Origin of the sequence: Acinetobacter sp. A1 (assembly GCF_012371315.1) — a bacterium.
Taxonomy (GTDB): Bacteria; Pseudomonadota; Gammaproteobacteria; order Pseudomonadales; family Moraxellaceae; genus Acinetobacter.
The window spans coordinates 76235-95826 of sequence record NZ_JAAZQY010000004.1 but is presented as its reverse complement, the minus strand read 5'-3'; the positions used below and the strand labels follow the sequence as shown (position 1 = coordinate 95826).

Below are 19592 nucleotides of genomic sequence, written 5' to 3'. Positions count from 1 at the left end.
AATGTATGACGGACAAGTCGATTAAAGAGTTAGCGCTCAGTGTAGGTCGTCCAGTTGAGAAGCTCCTGGAACAGGTTCGTGACGCAGGTTTACCACAGCGTAAGGCTGACGATATTATTTCCACTGAACAACAAAATACCCTAGTGAACCACTTGAAAAAGGTTCACGGTCAAGAGGGTAATGCAGGACAAATCACGTTGAAACGTAAAACCACCAGTACGGCTAAAGTGGCAAGTACTTCGGGCAAGGCGAAAACGATTAATGTAGAAGTTCGTAAGAAACATACGTTTGTAAAGCCAGACCCTGAACAAATTAAAGCGGAAGCACTGGCAAAAGCACAGGCTGAAGCAGCTGAAAAAGCTCGTGCAGAACAGCAATCGCAAGCGACTGCAAAAGTACAAGCGAAAGCTGATGCGCCGCAAGCAGGTGCAGCAAAAGCAAAACAAGCTTTAGATGCAATGCGTGCAGCAGCAAAACAAGAAACAGCGAAGCAAGAAGTGGCTAAAGCTGCGGTTGTGGTGAAACGTAAGTCAACCAACAAGCCAATTGTGAAGCAAGCGGTGAAGGTGACTGAAACACCTGAACAGAAGAAAGCGCGTGAAGCACAAGCGGCACAGTTGAAAGCGACTGAAGAAGCAGCACGTCGTAAGGCAGCTGAAGAAGCCCAGCAACGTACGCTTGAACAAATGCGTCAGATGGCATCTAAATATTCAAATGAAGATGCTACTGCAACTATTCGCGTGGTAGATGATTCTCCATTGGCCGCTGGTTTGGTTGGTCAAGCGTATGAAGATTCATTCGCGAAAGAAGACCGCGAAATCAAACGTGGTACCAATACCACCAATACACGTTCACCGAAAAAAGGTGGCCGTCGTAGCCAAGAAGAGCAATCGTTTAGCCAAAACCCGCATAAACGTGGTTTAAAAACTAGCCAAGCGAATAAGCACGGCTTTGAAAAACCAGTTAAAAAACAAGTTTATGATGTTGAAATTGGTGCAACCATTGTTGTTGCTGATCTTGCAGCAAAAATGGCTATTAAGGTGCGCGAAGTAATTAAGTCACTCATGAAAATGGGTGAGTTAGTTACGCAAAACCAAGCGATTGAGCAGGAAGTCGCGGCACTTGTAGTTGAAGAAATGGGCCATAACCCAGTATTGGTTTCAGATACTCAAGCCGAAGATAACTTACTTGAAGCAGCAGAAGAGGCACGTGGTGTTCAAACGACTCGTCCTCCTGTTGTAACGATTATGGGTCACGTTGACCATGGTAAGACATCATTGCTAGATCGTATTCGTCGTGCCAAAGTGGCAGCAGGCGAAGCCGGTGGTATTACCCAGCATATTGGTGCTTACCACGTACAAACCGACAAAGGTATTATTACCTTCTTAGATACACCAGGACACGCAGCATTTACAGCGATGCGTTCACGTGGTGCGAAAGCAACTGACATCGTGGTATTGGTTGTTGCAGCTGATGATGGTGTAATGCCACAAACAGCAGAAGCGATTGACCATGCGCGTGCAGCGGGTACGCCAATTATTGTGGCCATTAACAAAATGGACAAAGAATCGGCTGATCCAGATCGCGTATTGAACGAATTGACCACCAAAGAAATCGTACCTGAGCAATGGGGCGGTGATGTACCAGTTGCAATGGTTTCTGCGCATTCAGGTCAAGGGATTGATGAACTTCTTGACTTAATTTCAATTCAAGCAGAAATGATGGAATTGAAAGCATCTGAAGAAGGTGCAGCGCAAGGTGTGGTAATTGAAGCACGTGTAGACAAAGGTCGTGGTGCGGTGACTTCTATTCTGGTACAAAACGGTACCTTGAATGTAGGTGATTTAGTACTTGCAGGTTCATCTTATGGCCGTGTACGTGCTATGACGGATGAAAATGGTAAGCGTATTAAATCTGCAGGTCCTTCAATTCCAGTTGAAATTTTAGGTTTACCTGAAGCGCCAATGGCGGGTGACGAAGTTCTTGTTGTGAATGACGAGAAGAAAGCCCGTGAAGTTGCAGATGCACGTATGGATCGTGAGCGTCAAAAACGTCTTGAACGTCAAAGCGCAATGCGTCTTGAAAACATCATGGCATCAATGGGCAAAAAAGACGTACCATTTGTCAATGTGGTATTGAAAACAGATGTACGTGGTACTTTAGAAGCCTTGATCGTAGCGTTAGGCGAATTGTCTACCGATGAAGTACGTGTTCGTGTGATTGGTTCAGGTGTAGGGGCAATCACTGAATCTGACGTGACATTGGCAGAATCTTCTGAAGCGGTATTACTTGGCTTTAACGTACGTGCGGACAATACTGCACGTCAAAAAGCAGATGCAGATGGTATCGATATTCGTTACTACTCAATCATCTATCAATTAATTGATGATGTGAAAGATGCAATGAGCGGTAAGCTTGCACCAGAACACCGTGAAACGATTCTGGGTGTTGCAGAAGTACGTGAAGTGTTCCACTCAAGTAAATTTGGTGCTGCAGCAGGTTGTATGGTACTGGAAGGTGTACTTCACCGTAACAAACCGATTCGCGTTTTACGTGATGATGTGGTGGTATTCCAAGGTGAGCTTGAATCACTTCGTCGCTATAAAGACGTGGTGGAAGAAGTTCGCGCTGGTATGGAATGTGGTCTTGCAGTCAAAGGCTATAAAGACATCAAAGCACTCGACAAGATTGAAGTGTACGATGTTCAATTGATCAAACGGAGTCTTTAATGGCGGGTAGTCAACGTCTGAAGCGTATGGCCGATTCAGTACAGCGCGAGCTGTCTGAATTGATTCGCCAAGAGCTGAAAGATCCACGCTTAGGTGGTCTGGTGACCATCTCTGCGGTGAAGGTGAGCCCAGACTTAGGATATGCCGAAGTGTACGTAACCGTAATGGGACGTGAATTAGGCGATGAGCAAAGCGAAGCGGCAAACAAAGAAACATTAGATGTATTAAACAAGGCATCAGGTTTCTTGCGCCATGAGCTGAGCCGTCGTATTAAAACACGCATTACCCCGCGTTTGCGTTTCCACTACGACAAAACCAATGCTTATGGTAACTATATGTTTGGTTTAATTGCAGAAGCAGTCAAAGATTTGCCACCTGCAGAACCTAAGCAAGATGATGAATAATCGAATCGAGAAATTCTAAATAAAATGCCACCTTAGGGTGGCATTTTTTATGGTTAGAAAATAATGAAAGTTCAGTATTACATTAAATCATCATTAGACTTTTTTTCATAACGACGCAAGTTGCGCCGTTGGCGTTGCCATGGCAACGGACGCTCTAAGGTTTCAGGTACATTACCACTCATTGAACGTAAGCGTAAATGCAGAGCTGCTTGCGCCATTAAATTGGCTGAAACAGGCGCAGTAATAAACGCAAATAGGGTAATTAACACTTCAGCAAAACCAAAACGACCTTCAAATGCTGCATAAATAATTGCGGCAATTAAAAAGCTCCCTAATCCTAAAGTACTGGACTTGGTTGGTGCATGTAAGCGCATGAATAAGTCAGGCAGACGCACCATGCCAATGCCGCCGACTAGCATAAAAAACGCCCCAATAATTAAAAAGAATGACACCGAAATTTCCATGAGTAATTGCATGTGTATTCTCCTTAATCAATCACGTGGCCACTGGTAAAGTAGCGCGCAAGTGCAGCTGTCGATACAAAGCCCAACATCGCCACCAATAAAGCACCTTCGAATAATGAGGTACTGCTCCAATAAATGCCCAATACCACCACCAAGCAGGTTGCGTTTAAAAACAGGGTATCTAATGCCAAGAGGCGGTCTACAATTGAAGGGCCAAGAATCAGGCGGAACAAGCACATTAACATTGAGATGGTGATCGCAATCATACAAATCCCAAGGGCATAGGGTAGTATGCTCATACCTTCTCTCCTATTTGTGCACCAAAAATTTCAATTAATGGTTTTTCATAACGGTTTTTAATGTCCTGAATATCCACATTTTCATCTTCAGTGCTCAGGGCATGTACCAAAATATCACCACGATCTTGATCAATACCTGCGGTAACAGTACCAGGAGTTGTGGTGATGATCATTGCCAGAATACTGTTAACTTGCTCATGTTGAGTTTCCAGTGGGACACGGAACCATTTTGGCTGCATTCGGTCTGTCGGGCCAAGTACCAGTTTTGCGACACGCACATTGGAAATAATAATATCCCATAGCACCACAAAAAATAGTTGAATAGCTGCAGTCCATTTGATATCGGGCGTGCGAGCAATAAAAGGCTGAATTAATTTTGGAATCAGTAAAGCTAAAACCAAAGCCATCAACAAATTGCCTGCAGAGATACTATGCGCCAACATTAGCCAGCTCAGTGCGACCAACACGGAAACAAAGGGGTGGGGGAGCAACCTGTCCCAAAACGAAGTTTTTTGTCTCGTTTTTTGCATGTTTAAGGCTCCGCAGGTTTGAGTTGAGTATCGCTAGGTTGCTGTGCTTCCTGACGATTTTGCTGTTGAATCTGACGTTGTTTATAGTCAGAAATATGTTCACCTTCCAAAGTGTTCGGGTGAATCACGTATGGAATTAAGTGTGCATTAGCATCCAGACTTTCACCGCCATATTTGGTTTCAGGTAAATAAAGTGGGTCATAAGGCTGTACGCTAATCACATTACCCGCACGGTCTTTTTTCAAAATAATCGCTTCATAGGCCGCATTATGCTGGATTTGCTGGGCTGTATTGGCCATATAGTGCTGAATTGGGTTGGCAAATACTACATACAGCATCAAGCCTGCCAATAAAAAGTAAATCACACGGTCATTACGTGGCGGTGCAATAGCCGGCAGTGCTTGATACTCATGGTAAGCTTCAGCTTGAATGTCATCTTCAGGTTTGGTTGCACGCCAGAACAGAATAAAACCAACACGAGTAAAGGCAATAATACTCAGCAAACTGACCAATAAAATGATGCCAATAATCCAGCCTTGATAAGGGACATTGGCCGTGGCTTGTAAGATAAAGACTTTACCCAAAAAGCCGCTAAACGGTGGTAAGCCTGCCATCATTAAAGCAATGATAAAGTATGTTAATGCAACCACTTTATGCTGTTTCATTTGTGGTGCGATGGTGAAATGATCTTTGAATTGTCCACGTTGTGAAGTAATCCAACCGCAGAGCAGATAGAACGCAGCAGCAATGAGCGTACTGTGTACCAAATAATACAGTGCGGCAGACCAAGCCTGCGTGTTCATCATGGAAATGGCAATCAAAATGGTGCCAATTGAAGACAGCACCATAAAACCAACAAAACGGCGCAGACGTTCTGCACCAATGGCGCCAATGACCCCATAGAGAGAGGTAATGAGACCAATTGGCAGCAGCCAGTTTTGTAGAATTTTATGGCTGAGCGCATCATCAAATACAGTACCGTTGACCCGTAAAATCGCATAAACACCGACTTTGGTCATGATGGTGAACAAAGCTGCTACAGGGGTCGTAGCCACGGCATAGGTTTTAGGTAACCAGAAACCTACAGGCAACATGGCGGCTTTAATACCAAACACCACAAATAACAGTAAACCACCTGCAACGGCAATTTTGTGAGCATCGGTATCTAACAGTGGCATGAGACGAGCAACATCCGCCATATTCAGACTGCCCACACTGCCGTAAATCATGCCTAAACCAATCAGGAATAGGGCAGATGCCAACAGGTTGATGGTGACGTAGTGAATCCCGAGCTGAAAACGTGCTTTACCTTGTCCGTGTAATAACAGGACATAAGAGGCTAGCAATAACACTTCAAAGAAAACGAACAGGTTGAATAAGTCACCTGTGAGGAATGCACCACAGAGTCCCATGAGCAGAAAATGCACCATGGTGTGGAAATAGCGGCCACGTTCATCCCATTTTTTGCTGGAGAACCACAGTAATGGCAAGGCTAGGGCATACGTCAGGACTAACATTAAAGCCGACAATTGATCCAGCACTAAAATAATGCCAAACGGTGCCGCCCATTCACTCAAATTATAAATAATAATTTGTCCGCTACTGACTTGAATCAGGTAGCTGATGGCAGTGATTAAACCAAGTGTAGCCGAAAGATAGCTGATACCACGACGCCACGGCTGACGCCAGTCACGTGCGAGTGAACCAAACCCTGGGTTACCCAACAGCACTAAAATAAATGCGGTAAAGGTTGGAATTAGAATGCTAAAAATAGGCGAGTGCTGGGTCCAAAATTGGAGGAAATCAGTCATTATGGCTCATCCTCACGTGGATCTAGCAGCGGATGTTCTTCTTTGGCATCGACATGGTCACTACCGGTTTCATAGCGACTGCGCAGTGCCAATTGCACAATAAAGGCAGTGGTAGCAAAACCAATGACAATGGCTGTTAAAACCAAAGCTTGTGGGAGTGGGTCACTGGTTTTACTGGCTTCGGTCAAAATAGCAGGTGCATTTAATTGAATACGCCCCATACTGAATAAGAAGATATTGACCGCATAGCCAATCATGGCCAAGCCCAGTACCACAGGAAAGGTACGGGCACGTAAAATTAAATAAATACCTGTCGCGACTAACATTCCAATGGCAGACGCAATTAAAATTTCAAGACTAATCATTGCATTACTCCTTTGGAAGTGGGCCAGACATGCCAGAGTGACGTGAGTCGCCCAAGACGGAAATCATCAGCATCACTGCGCCGACCACAGTCACATAAACCCCAACATCAAACAAGGCCGCAGAAGCTAGATGTAATTCACCAATCAGCGGTGGATTCACATAAATATGTGCACTGGTCAAGAATGGACGTCCCCAGAACCATGCAGCAAGCCCAGTCAGCCCAGCAACACTTAAACCGATGCCAATCCAGATTTCGTATAAACGTCCAGATTTGGCTTTTAGCATTTGTTCGGTTTGATCTTGCCCTAGCGCAATGTATTGGATGATTAAAGCCATAGCGGTAATTAAACCTGCAATAAAGCCGCCACCCGGTAAGTTGTGACCACGCAAGAAAATATACAGACTCACCACCAATGCGATTGGTAAAATCCACGAAGCGGTAATACGCAACATCAATGGAGATGGGTTAAAGCGGTAGGTCAGGCCTTGGGTCATAATGGTGCCGTGTGTACGCATGCCATCCATGAGGCATAGTGTGCCAATTGCGGCAATGCCCAATACGGTAATTTCACCAAAGGTATCGAAACCACGGAAGTCGACCAAAATTACGTTAACCACGTTGGTACCGCCACCCAAAGGAATGGACTGCTGGTTGAAGAACCATGAAATTGAGTTATGGTCACGGGTCATCACCAACCATGCAATCCAGCCAATGCCAATCCCGCCACCAATCGCAATTAAGGCATCTCGCCAGCGACGTGAACTGCTTGACTCATACGGGGTTAATTGTGGGAGTAGGGATAGGCTCATTAACAATAAAACAGTGGTGACGACATCCACCGTGATTTGAGTTTGTGCCAAATCAGGTGCAGAAAGCCCCACAAAAATCATGGTTACGACTAAACCAACCGCACCGCTGATTAAGACAGCCTTGATGCGTTCATGGTGGAACCACAGCATCATCCAACATGCAGAGAACAGCAATAACCACAAGACTATAGCAATCAGTGGCGCATGGGTCAGTTCACGTGTACCTGTGCTTAACCCTTGATTCAACAAAGGTGTGGCGACTATAAACACGGTAAACACAATAATCCACACCAAATAGCTTTGTAGTGAACCATTTTCAGTTTTACGTTTGATTTTGCGTGAAACTTGTAGCAGGTGCTTTAAAAATGATTCAAACAGCAGTTTGCCTTGGAATTGCCCCAAGTGTGGGTCGAGGTCAATTTCACGGATTTTTCCACCTTTGGCGAGCGAGAAATAGAAGATGATCCCGCCTAGCAGAGCAATCGCACTCATTAATAGGGGTACATTAAAACCATGCCAAATGGCTAAATGTGCACCTTCAAAGTTGAGCAGTTGGGTGCTGGCACGTGTGGTGCTATTGACTATGTGTTCGACCAATAATGCAGGCAAGATACCGACTAAAATACATAAGATCGCCAAGAGTGTTGCTGGTGCACGCATCCCAAAAGGCGGCTCATGTGCATCTTTATTCGGTACATCTTTACCAATTGGGCCATCAAAGAACACGCCATGTACTAGGCGAATAGAATAGGCGACCGCAAAAATACCCGCTAGTGTGGCAACCAACGCAGAGATGAGCATGACAGGGCCTGACAAATTGGCCAGTAGTTCGGTAAAGAACATTTCTTTGGACAAGAAGCCATTGGTCAGTGGTACACCTGCCATTGAAGCTGCGGTGATCATGGTTAAGGTGGCGGTAAACGGTAGCAATTGCCACAAACCACTGAGTTTGCGTAAATCGCGGGTACCTGATTCGTGGTCAATAATTCCCGCAATCATAAACAGCGCAGCTTTAAAGGTGGCATGGTTAATGATGTGGAAGATTGCTGCTGCCACTGCCAGTGGTGAACCAATGCCGAGCAAACACATGATTAGCCCTAAATGGCTGATGGTGGAGTATGCCAATAAACCTTTTAAGTCTTCTTTGAAAATGGCAAAGAAGGCGGCCATACATAGGGTAAACAAGCCAATAAAAGTGACCAAATTATGATACAGCGCTGCCCCAGCAAAAATTGGCAATAGGCGTGCAATTAAGAAAATCCCTGCTTTGACCATTGTGGCTGAATGCAGATAGGCCGATACGGGTGTCGGTGCAGCCATGGCATTCGGAAGCCAGAAATGGAATGGGAATTGCGCACTTTTGGTAAATGCACCCAATAAAATCAGTAATAATGTCGGTACAAATAAATGATGCTGCTGAATTTGCTCAGTCATCATTAAAATTTGATCAATTTGGTAAGTGCCTGTGATTTGTGCTAACAGCACGAAACCACCGAGCATGGCCAGCCCACCCATGCCAGTAATGGTGAGTGCCATGCGTGAGCCGCGTTGTGCAGCTTCATAATTGCTCCAGTAACCCACCAGCAAGAATGAGGAAATACTGGTCAGTTCCCAAAACGTCAGCAGTAAAATTAGGTTATTGGACAGGGAGATGCCCAGCATGGCAGCCATAAACAGCATGAGCAGCACATACAGCTTACTGAGTGAATTTTGAGGGCTTAAATAATAATACGCATAGATGAAAATGAGCGTACCGATGCCCGTAATTAGCAAAGAAAATAACAGACCTAGAGCGTCTAGACGAAAGCTTAAATCAATCCCTAACTGAGGGAGCCAAGACCATGTTTGAATGATCGTTGCGCCATTAAAGACCGCTTTTGCTTGAGTCAGTAGCAGAATAAGGCTGCTGAGACTGACTCCGATTGCCCCTAAAGCCGTTACCCCGCGCGAAAACTGTTTCAGCCACGAGACAAGGGTTGTGCCTAGTACTAACGGTAACAATATAATAATCGGTAGCACACTCATATCCATTGTCGTGAATAGGTTTGAAACCTAAGGATGAATCTTATCTTTCAAGGATTACAGGACAGCAACATGCCATCCAAAAGACTCAATCTTGAAAGCCAATTGGTCGTGCCAGTGTGGACACGTTGTCTATTGTTTTGACCAGCATATTGGTTGTGGCTTGAGTCAGAAACAGCCTATGCAAAAATCAATTTTGCCTTGCCGCATGACCTTAGACAGTAAAATATGCTCATCTTTCGCTGTATGAAGCAGCGAACTGGGTTGTGCTTGGTTTTGGCTAATGCTGTGCTTAAAAATCTGTTAGATGCATCCGTTCAATATGAAAATAGTCAGGCTATTTTCTTATTTGATGTCACACCTGCTGCATTTTAGTTTACAGCACTCACCGTGTATGAAAAGGTCGATAGACACGATTCAAAATATAAAAAAGTTGTATTGCGCAACTTAAAAAACTACAGCAAAATCGGATTTTACTATAAAAGTTTAAAATTAATCTGATTTTATTACATGAATAAAACAACATCAATTTTTTCTGCATACAGCGAAGTCATTATATACCCGATGGTACAGACCCGAAGCATCTTGCTCTGAATTTTATTGAAATATTCTACTTAACCTTAAATTTTGTACAAAATAAATGGTCATGCTCTACATCTAGCTGAAGTTTTAGCTTAGATTGAGTCAGGTAGCTGATCTGTTGTTGGTTGGCTGTCTTCATTTTGCAAACGACGTAGCAGTTCCTGTTTTTGCTCTGGACTGCAATGGTTTTGAATCTGCTGCCAAATTTCACTGGTTATTTGTGCTTCAGTTTTTATTTCTTGTAGCGAGTTATCTTCTGAAACGCTGGTTTCCAGTAAATCTGCATAAATTTGTGCAAACTGTGGCTGTAGGCTTTGCCAATGAATAGTGTTTAATTGTTTGTGTTCCAGTTTTAGGCACTGAAAGCGTTCAGCCTGTTCTAAAAGTTCGCTACGGTTGCCTGTAGCAATAATTTGTAAGCGTGGGAAAGCTTGATGCAAACGCATCAAAATTTGTGCAGCATGTGATTGATCCAGTTGATGGTCAATCTGATCAATCAATAAAATGCCGTCACCTTCTGTACACGGATAAAGGCTGTTCGGATTGAGCAGACATAAACGCCGTACAACATCCCCAACTAATGCAATCCAGTTGCGCTGACTGTTCGATAGTTGCTGATACAATAATTCTTTGCCCTGACAACGCACCATGAGTTGTAGCTTTGGCAAATATTGCAGATAAATATCTTCAATTTCAGGCAGTACAATCTGTAAGGCATCTTTGAGTGCTTGCAAACTTGGTGCATGCATTTGTGAGTAAGCATGTAATAGCGACTGATTTAGTGCCTGTGGCAACTCACTTTGCTGTTGCTGATACAGCTTGTATAGCAATTGCGCACTTTGGGCATTTTCAATATCAGAAATTTCCCGCAACCACTCAAAAAAACGGCTAAAGGTGGTGAAAGGAATCGCTGCAATTTCGTAGGCATGCCCAGGCTGTAAAATCAGTGGATTATTTTTATTGAGTAAATTGACTTCATTTACAAAGCGTTCCGCAGGGTAGTAGGCAATCAGCGGTAGACCTTGCATTGGGTCATGTCGAATAGCATGCTGATAGAGCTGCACCATTTTTTCCAGTTTGGTGGTTTCTACTTTGCTTACCCCAACAGCATTGCTGTTCAGGGTTTTATACAGTTGCCAGTCACAGTGTTGAGTATTTTCAACTTGTGTGTTGCTTGATTCTGCTAGGCTGCCAATTTCTGCTGGAATCTCGACACACACATCAATTTTTGCTTGTAAGCGCGTTTGCATAATGTCTTGATCTTGCATGACCAAACCCGCAGTGCGTAAATCTTTATAACGTGCAGCAAACCAAGTCAGTGCCTGATAACTAAAGCGTAATAGCGAAGTCTTCCCAGCACTTTGGTCGCCTAAAATGAGGGTGATGGGAAGATCGTGATAATTCAGTTCAAGTTTTAAGTCAGCAAAATGGGTGATGTGTCTGAAATGAACCGATGTAATTTTCATAGCGCACCTGCTGCAATTACCCCACCGCTTTGCGTAACGATGTCGGCATTTTTATTTTCAGTTGTTGTACCAAATCGTAAATATGGTGAATATTTAAACTTACTTTAGCACGTGTGCAGGCCACGTACAGTAATCTTAACTCTTCATCACTAATTTTATGTTCTTTGTCATTCAGCTTAAACTGGTAGTCATCTTCAATATGTACCCGATTCCATTCCAGACCTTTGGCTTTATGCGCTGTTGAAATAATATAGTCAGCTTGGTCAATGGGGGTAATTTTAGCCAGTGCCCGTTTGAGTGGGTCGGTTCCATGATCATCCACCAGTTTTACCAAAGGTTTAATGTCACTGCCATCGTTAGTTTCGCAATATTCATGGACATCATGCCATGAGTTGAACCACGCCAGTTCAGGCACATCAGTCACACGTTTGCCTTGTTTTAGCATTGCAGCAGCATCAACAAAACGGTTTAAACGCACATGATCGGCCTGTAAACTGACTTTGTCGCCATGAACCAAACCTGCCAGTAACAATTCCATTGCGCGTGCATTGGTACGGCATAAAATTGCATCACGCATTTTGGTGTGTGGCTTGTTCACTACTTTTGAATGTAGTTGCGGATTGCCAAGCAAAGGCACGGTTTCATTCAGTCCGCCTAAAATGGCATTGGCCGTCAGCGCAATTTCTTCACCAAAACGGAAAGATGTGGTCAGGCGTGATTCAGGCAAGGGCAGTTGTTGCATAGCATTGACTGCACCACGCCATGCATAAATTTGTTGGTGCGCATCGCCCACATAAATCACCTGCGTATTGCGTTGCTTGAGTAAAATACCCAACATGAGCGGGTCAGCATCTTGCGCTTCATCAAACAGGACATAATCGGCAGGAATGTTCGGTTCAGACAAAGCCCAAAGTTTGAGGTAAATATCGTGCCCAATACCAGCCTGATGATTGGGGTCAATCGACTCCAGCCAACGCCGCTCTACCGCAGGGTAAAGATGTTTTTGTAAAGTGTCGATGTCGTCTGGGTGCAACCAACTAGGTGCTTGTAAATGCCGTGGGGCAGGGTATTGTGAACTGGTCGAGCAGAAATAACTGACTGCATTTGCGACCAAGCTTGCTAATCGACTTGGCATCAGCACATATTTTTCATAACGTCCGCCCATCATCCGTCTAAGGGTAATTGGCTCTAAACGGTACTCTTTGGCAATAAAGCTAGGGCTTAAGCGTGGCAGACGTAATTTGTCGGTGACTCCACGTGGAACGCTGCGGTAAGCAAGCGAGTGGAAAGTGCGACAATCGACCTGACGGTGAAATTTACTCTGTGCTTCAGAGGCAATGGCTTTGTTAAAAGCCAAATACATGCCACGCCGCTCAGGCATGGCATCACTGATCATTTGTAAGGTCGTGGTTTTACCTGTGCCTGCATAGGCAATCACTTTAAAGGATTTACCCAGACGTGCGTTGTCTATGGCAGTGGCTTGCTCATAGGTCGGGCTGGGCTTGATAATGACAGACACAGATCAGCGTTGGTTTTAATTAAGCGTTAGTGGCTGCGGTTGGCTTTTTCAACTAAGCCAGATAAGCCTTGGCGACGTGCCAATTCATTCAGTACCACTTGCGGCTCAATGTCGAAATAACCCAACATTACAATGCTGTGGAACCATAAATCTGCCACTTCATAAATTAGGTCATTTTTATTGTTGGCATTGGCTTCGGTATTGAAGTCTTTGGCTGCAATAATCGCTTCTACGGTTTCTTCACCGACTTTTTCCAAAATTTTGTTCAAGCCTTTGTGGTACAGCTTTGCTACATAAGAAGAGTCAGGATTGGCGGTTTTACGCTCGCTCATCATTTGCCCTAAATAGGCCAAAACTTCAACCTGTTCAGCTTGTGCCTTAGACTGACTCATGGCCTGCGTGTGGGCATTGGCAGCTTGTTTACCGTAAATTTGATTTGGGTCTTTCAGTTGTGCATCTACAATTTCCCAGCCGTTGGCTGTGAGTTTGCGATAGAAACAAGATTCACGACCTGTGTGGCAGGCAATGCCGCCATGCTGTTCAATTTGTAGAATGATGACATCGGCATCGCAGTCTAAGCGAATTTCATGCACAGTTTGAAAGTGTTCAGATTCTTCGCCTTTGTGCCATAGTTTATTGCGTGAGCGTGAAAAATATACAGCCTGATTTTTTTCAGCAGTCAGTGCCAAGGCTTCACGGTTCATCCATGCCACCATCAACACACGTCCTGTTTGATGATGTTGTGCAATGGCAGGCACTAATCCTTGTTCGTTAAATTTTACTTCATCGAGCCATTGCAAGTTATTCATGAGTTGTTCACCAAAATTAATTTAAATTGTATGGACGCCATTTTCTAAGCGCACGATTTTGCATCGTCCCTATAGTGTACGTGATTCAGGACAATTTACCTAAATTATCTTGCTAGATTTATGCTGTCAAAGCGTTTGCATAAACTGTGGGAAGTTTTGTTTTTCCACCATTTCCAAGAATTCATCGCCCAAACGTTGGCTTTCTGCTACGGACTGTTTCCATAAGCGAATTCGCTGCGCTTGATCTAGACCTTTTAAAGTGAAGTCTTTACGATCTGGCAAACGGCCTAAAGGCAGGCTGCTTAAATATTCTGCCGAAGGTGATAGCAAAAGTGTACGTGCCTGATTTTCAGGATTGGCCTTGCGGTTTTTCAACATTTTATCGAACCAGCCCGGAGTGATGCTGTCAGTAAAGTGTGGATACAGCACGATGCCCTGACTTTGGTATGGCAAATCTAAGTGGTAGTCAATCAAGCCACCATCCCGATAACTGCCCACTGGCGCATCAGGAATGTCACGAATTGCAGACATGACCCCTGGAATAGACGCTGAGGCGAGTAGCCACGGTGCGACATTGTGTTCATTTAGGGCCTGGTAATGGGTGACAAAATCATCCTCAACCATAAACTGTTGCCCTTGCGCAGGTTGGCTGATGACCCGTTGCATAAACAAGCGGTTGTGTTTACGTGCAATGGCATTGCTACCAATAATTCCTGCCACAGAAGCGAGCAAAGGTAAGGCTTGGTCACTTTGGAAAATATGCTGAGCTTTGACTGAAATGACCGTTAGGTGATAGTCAGGGTGGTTGATCAGTTGCTGTTGCTGTCCTTGAATCAGTTCAAACAGCATGTTCTGACAAATCTCAGCCACCTCTTGGCGTGACATTTTTTTATGAAAATATAGGTTGGTGTATAAATCGGACAGGCGCTCAGTACCTTGTTTTGCGCCCCAAGCCAAAATACTGGCAAAGCGCCAACTGCCAATGGAAGAACCGACAACAGTACGGCGTTTAGGGGCTTGGGCAAAAAACTCACCAAAAATTGCTTGATCTAGCCCTTGTATGCCAATGCCTTTGGGGCCACCTGCTGCACCAGGAATAATATCAACCTGTTGGGCGTGTAAACCTTCTTGTTCAATCAGTTGGCGGGCCAAATGTCCTGCACGGATACTGAGGGCAGGGGCACGTTTATGCAAAATCTGAGTCATGCTTAATCTATAACGCTACAAATGTGCATTAATTGTAGTCGTGGAGATTTTTGCAGCAATGGCGAGAGGCATCACTTGGTGACTGATCAGTCATAGAGCTGTTTGTGGTGATGCTGATATTTAGAGGATAAAAAATCCTGCTTTTAAAGCAGGATTTTAAATATTGATGATCTGCTGATCAAACAATGTAACTTTATTTGACTACGCGCCAAACCGCCAAAAAGCTTGCTAAGGCAATCAACACAATAGACACATACCACGGTGCAATAATTGCAATGGATAGGAAAATGGCCATGATGCTGCCAAAAATCCAACTGCGTTTTTGCTGATGTTCCATTTGCAAGCGCATGCTTTGTAATTCATGCAATTGTTTAGAATGCCACGCTGACTGGTTTTTAAGTCCATTTAAACTGTCAATCATTAAACTTGGCAAGTCTTGCGCACCCAACAGCAGGTCAGGAATTTGCTGACCAATTTCTTTGACATTTTTGACAGGATTCATATTGGCTTTAATCCAGTCGGTCAAAATTGGTTTTGCCAGTTTCCAAATATCCAGTTCAGGGTATAAGTCTGTTCCCAAGCCCTCAACATGTACCAAAGTTTTAAGTAGCAGCATCAATTGCGGTGGAATTTCCAAATGGAAACGGCGTGCAATATCCATGACTTGAATCAGGATGCCTGCAAAGTCCAATTCGTGCATTGGTTTAGACACCATTGGCCCGACAGTACGGCGCATTTCACGGGCTAAGGCATCTTGATCTGTGCCTGGTGGAATCCAACCTGCCTGATGTACTACTTGAATCAACTGCATGAAGTTGCTGTTCATGACTGCAAGTAGCATGCGCGCCACAGTCATTTGGTCATGCTTGGACAACTCCCCCATAATGGCACAATCCAGGGCAATAAAACGCGGATTGTTGGGATTAATGGTTTCCACAAAGACGTTGCCTGGGTGCATGTCGGCATGGAAAAAGTTGTCACGGAACACTTGGGTAAAGAAAATGGTCAGGCCTTTTTCAGCCAAATCGGCACGATCCATGCCCAAACGGTCAAAGGTTGCTGTGTCGGAAATTGGCACACCAGTAATGCGCTCTGCCACCATGACATCTTTACTGTCCATATAGACTTCAGGCACGTACATCATGCTTGAGCCTGTAAAGTAGTGGCGCATGCGGCGAGTATTGTCTGCTTCTAAGGTCAAATCCAGTTCATTTAGAATAATTTGACGATAGTCCTGAATAATTTCAGACAAATGCAAAGCGCGTGCAGCTTCTAGGCGTTTTTCTAGTGCAGCACCTAGCCATTCCAGAATTTCAAAATCTTGCAAAATTTGCTGGCGAATATCGGGGCGGGTGACTTTCACCACCACTTCACGGCCATCATGCAAAGCCGCTGTATGTACTTGTGCAATGGATGCTGCTGCTAAAGGCTGCTCATCAAAACGGGCAAATAGGGTGTTGATGTCTGCCTTGAGTGATTGCTGAATCCGCATTTGTGCCACATCAGAACCAAAAGGTTTGACACGGTCTTGCAGCAAGACCAATTGCTGTAAAACTTCAGGTGGAATCAGGTCACGACGAGTAGACAACAACTGACCAAGTTTAATAGCCAGTGGCCCCATTTCTTCTAGGGCTTCTTTGAGCTTAAGCGGGTTTTTACGCTCTTTACTTGACCATGCCGCAGGGTGCATGCGAATCAAACTCAGCGCATGTCGAGCCTTTTCTGGTAGTTCTTCCGCAGGAAACAACGTGTCGAGTCTATAGTGCGCGGCAATGCGCCAAAGTTCGAGTAAACGTGAAACGTGCGGAATCATAAAGACTTATTTCCTAGGGCTGAGTGGAGTTTGAAGTATCAGAAGCCGTTTCTGGCATTGCATCAAGCTGCGCCTGTAGCTGTTGAATTTTAGCTTCAGCGCGGTCTAAGTTTTGCTGGAAAATGCGAGTGTCTTGTTGCAAGTCATCCATTTGCCAGCGTGGGGCAAATAGACCACTGTCTTCTTTTAAGGCATCTTCAGCAAAAAATAAATGGCTGTGCAGGCTGCGTTTTAAATGTTTCGGTGCAAGCTGAATTTTACCAATTTCATGCGCCAATGCAGGGCCAATCCAAGGGCTTAAATGCGCTGCCAAGTCTGGTTCGGCCTGTTGCATAATACGCTGAATATCTTGCAACAGATGATAGTCACCTTGCAGTGGAATATTGCCCACTTCATCTGACAGCAACAGTTTGAGCAATTGCACCACATTCTTCACATGCAGCGTTGCCGTGGCAGCACTGATATTTTCGGCTTGATCAAAAGGACGTTGTTCAAAAATAGATGCACGCTCACTGTGACCTGTTACAGTTGGTTCTAAACGGACTTTATTGTCGTCAAAAAACACATCTACCGAAAGTTGTGGTGAGTCGAGCACTACACGTAACATTTTGCCGTGCAGTTGGTTGAGCTGGATGCGAGTAATTGCATCCAAATCAATAATATGGTGAATGAGTCGTTCTACAGCACCAAGGGCAAGAATAGACCACATTGTGCGCCGCCTTAGAGTTTAAAACCACGGTGAACGGCAACAATACCACCCGTAAGATTGTGGTAGTCACAGTTTTGGAAACCTGCTTGTTCCATCATACCTTTTAAGGTGCGTTGGTCTGGGTGCATACGAATAGACTCTGCTAAGTATTTATAGCTTTCAGAATCGTTCGCAACAATTTTACCCATGATTGGCAGTGCAGTGAATGAATATAAGTCGTACAGCTTAGAGAATGGCTCAAAGACGGGTTTAGAGAATTCTAGAATTAATAAACGGCCACCTGGCTTAAGTACACGGTACATTGCGGCTAAGGCTGCATCTTTATCGGTCACGTTGCGCAAACCAAAAGAAATCGTGAGCAAGTCAAAGCTGTTGTCTTCAAAAGGTTCTAAAGTTTCGGCATTGGCCAGTACAAAATCGACATTGGTACAACCCGCATCAATCAGACGGTCACGACCCACATTTAACATAGATTCGTTAATATCTGAGAGGACGACATGACCTGTAGGGCCAACTTCACGACTGAATACTTTGGCTAAATCACCTGTGCCACCCGCAATATCCAGTACACGCTGACCACGGCGTACACCTGACATATTAATCGCAAAGCGCTTCCATAAACGGTGAATACCAAATGACATTAAGTCATTCATAATGTCGTATTTGCTGGCAACCGAATGGAAGACTTCTGCGACTTTTTGAGCTTTATCTTCACTGCTCACAGTTTGATAACCAAAGTGTGTGGTCGGGCCAACATTGCCTGTATTGGCACCACGTGGCAAATTATATTTTGGCACTGCACCTGTCACAGAGGTGTCCGTTAATTTTTGTTCTAAAGATTGTTGCTGACCTTGTGGAGCGCCTTGTGGTAGAGGTTCTGTTAAGAATGGACTCACTTTGTCTGTTGGTTGTGCCGACTCGGGAGTAGCGGTAGGCATTTGATTTTCATTCGACATTGGAGTCACTCCTCAGATAAAAAGGCTTAAGGCTGCAGTGTATGCATGATGACAGATTCTAAGCACTTGTACAGTAATCATCATGCAATTGTTATGAATAATATACAGAAAAAATCAAATAGTGCGCTAGCCATGCGCGGAATTGTTGGCTATTTCACAGAATAAGCAATCCTCTGCTTGAGCTGACAGATAGCTTAAAGATCAACTGAGTAAACATGCCTACGATTGAAAGGGATGTAAGTCACCTGCATGGACTTTGGCAATAATCTCGCGTTCTGTGGCTGTGAATTGTTTCACAAACTTTTCTGCAGATTTGAGGGGTTTCATGGCTAAGAAACCATCTTGCATAAATTCATACATGATTTGAAAACTGTATTTTTGAGCTGCACCCTTGCACATTTTAAATGCGGTATATACCACAAAAGAACGCATGTATTTATCTAGATTTTTACCCAACTCATCGAGCATGGTTAATTGTTTTAAGCGAGCTTCGCCTTGATCGAGCTTTAAATAAGTCAAACGCATCATTTCATCATTTAAGGGCGTATTTTCAGGATAGTCCTGAAGCAACTGCGCTGCGACCTGTTCATCAAGCTGTACCGCAAGAATGGCTAGACTCACACCAGATGTACCAGTTTTAATTGCATTTTCAGGAATGATTTTTTCAGCCTTATGTGCATATTTGAGCAGTCGTGCAATTTGACCTGCCAAAGCGTCAAAATCGGGGCCGCCGTATAAACGGTTTAAAAAGTAGTCTGCCATTAAGACATTCTGTTTTTCTGCAAACTGCTGGGCGTGAGTACGCTGCATACGCTGTTTTTGCCATGCTTGTACATCTTGTAAGCGTTGAAATAAAACAGGATTTTTATGATATTTAAATTGATAATACAGTTCTAACAGCGTATCTAAAGCAGCAAGTTTAGACATAGGATGTCTCATTATTGTCTTGAATAGGCAAATCTTAAAGTGAGTTCGACTTTGGAGCTATGACAAATTACACACAATTCAGAAAGCAACGGGTCAGTGTGTTGAATTTATAAACAAAAACCTGATAAAAACTGTTAAAAAATGAGTCGATATTCGTATACTGATGAAAT

At 44.1% G+C, this 19592-nt stretch carries 16 protein-coding genes; 2 read left to right on the top strand and 14 right to left on the bottom strand.

The window, feature by feature from the left end; genetic code table 11:
• Nucleotides 1-5 precede the first annotated feature (5 nt).
• Entirely contained in the window at nt 6-2729 is a 2724-nt protein-coding gene (gene infB / locus HHA41_RS02660; protein WP_168460413.1) for a translation initiation factor IF-2, read from the top strand.
• The gene (locus HHA41_RS02655) at nt 2729-3133 is read left to right on the top strand and encodes a ribosome-binding factor A (protein WP_168417577.1); all 405 of its coding nucleotides are present in this window, start codon (nt 2729-2731) and stop codon (nt 3131-3133) included. The genes infB and HHA41_RS02655 overlap by 1 nt, the downstream gene beginning before the upstream one ends.
• A 77-nt stretch (nt 3134-3210) precedes the next feature.
• Here the strand turns inward: HHA41_RS02655 and HHA41_RS02650 are convergent, their stop codons facing one another.
• The 14 genes from HHA41_RS02650 to HHA41_RS02585 form a co-directional block, all read right to left on the bottom strand.
• Entirely contained in the window at nt 3211-3609 is a 399-nt protein-coding gene (locus HHA41_RS02650; protein ID WP_168417576.1) for a Na+/H+ antiporter subunit G, read from the bottom strand.
• A gap of 11 nt (nt 3610-3620) precedes the next feature.
• Nucleotides 3621-3896, bottom strand: coding sequence for a monovalent cation/H+ antiporter subunit F (locus HHA41_RS02645; RefSeq protein ID WP_104852958.1), 276 nt, complete (start codon nt 3894-3896; stop codon nt 3621-3623).
• Entirely contained in the window at nt 3893-4426 is a 534-nt protein-coding gene (locus HHA41_RS02640; RefSeq protein ID WP_168417575.1) for a Na+/H+ antiporter subunit E, read from the bottom strand. The genes HHA41_RS02645 and HHA41_RS02640 overlap by 4 nt, the downstream gene beginning before the upstream one ends.
• 2 nt (nt 4427-4428) lie before the next feature.
• A complete protein-coding gene (locus tag HHA41_RS02635; RefSeq protein ID WP_168417574.1) occupies nt 4429-6237 on the bottom strand; it encodes a monovalent cation/H+ antiporter subunit D in 1809 nt (602 codons plus the stop codon).
• Entirely contained in the window at nt 6237-6602 is a 366-nt protein-coding gene (locus HHA41_RS02630) for a Na+/H+ antiporter subunit C (RefSeq protein ID WP_168417573.1), read from the bottom strand. The genes HHA41_RS02635 and HHA41_RS02630 overlap by 1 nt, the downstream gene beginning before the upstream one ends.
• A gap of 4 nt (nt 6603-6606) precedes the next feature.
• Nucleotides 6607-9444: a monovalent cation/H+ antiporter subunit A gene (locus HHA41_RS02625; RefSeq protein WP_168417572.1), complete on the bottom strand. Its 2838-nt coding sequence runs from the start codon at nt 9442-9444 to the stop codon at nt 6607-6609.
• Between the two features lie 665 nt (nt 9445-10109).
• On the bottom strand, nt 10110-11483 hold the full coding sequence (locus HHA41_RS02620) for an AAA family ATPase (protein WP_168460412.1): 1374 nt from the start codon (nt 11481-11483) through the stop codon (nt 10110-10112).
• 16 nt (nt 11484-11499) lie between these two features.
• The gene (locus HHA41_RS02615) at nt 11500-13002 is read right to left on the bottom strand and encodes a UvrD-helicase domain-containing protein (protein WP_168460411.1); all 1503 of its coding nucleotides are present in this window, start codon (nt 13000-13002) and stop codon (nt 11500-11502) included.
• A gap of 26 nt (nt 13003-13028) precedes the next feature.
• The gene (gene hisIE / locus HHA41_RS02610; RefSeq protein WP_019836068.1) at nt 13029-13811 is read right to left on the bottom strand and encodes a bifunctional phosphoribosyl-AMP cyclohydrolase/phosphoribosyl-ATP diphosphatase HisIE; all 783 of its coding nucleotides are present in this window, start codon (nt 13809-13811) and stop codon (nt 13029-13031) included.
• Between the two features lie 126 nt (nt 13812-13937).
• Entirely contained in the window at nt 13938-15017 is a 1080-nt protein-coding gene (locus tag HHA41_RS02605) for a patatin-like phospholipase family protein (RefSeq protein ID WP_168460410.1), read from the bottom strand.
• Between the two features lie 193 nt (nt 15018-15210).
• Nucleotides 15211-16830 (bottom strand): AarF/UbiB family protein, encoded by a 1620-nt coding sequence (locus HHA41_RS02600; RefSeq protein ID WP_168460409.1) that lies wholly within the window; start codon nt 16828-16830, stop codon nt 15211-15213.
• Nucleotides 16831-16843: 13 nt separating this feature from the next.
• Nucleotides 16844-17539, bottom strand: coding sequence for a hypothetical protein (locus HHA41_RS02595; RefSeq protein ID WP_168460408.1), 696 nt, complete (start codon nt 17537-17539; stop codon nt 16844-16846).
• Between the two features lie 11 nt (nt 17540-17550).
• Nucleotides 17551-18495, bottom strand: a complete 945-nt coding sequence (gene ubiE / locus HHA41_RS02590) for a bifunctional demethylmenaquinone methyltransferase/2-methoxy-6-polyprenyl-1,4-benzoquinol methylase UbiE (RefSeq protein WP_168460407.1) — start codon at nt 18493-18495, stop codon at nt 17551-17553.
• A gap of 219 nt (nt 18496-18714) precedes the next feature.
• Nucleotides 18715-19422 (bottom strand): hypothetical protein, encoded by a 708-nt coding sequence (locus HHA41_RS02585; RefSeq protein ID WP_168460406.1) that lies wholly within the window; start codon nt 19420-19422, stop codon nt 18715-18717.
• Nucleotides 19423-19592: the final 170 nt, after the last annotated feature.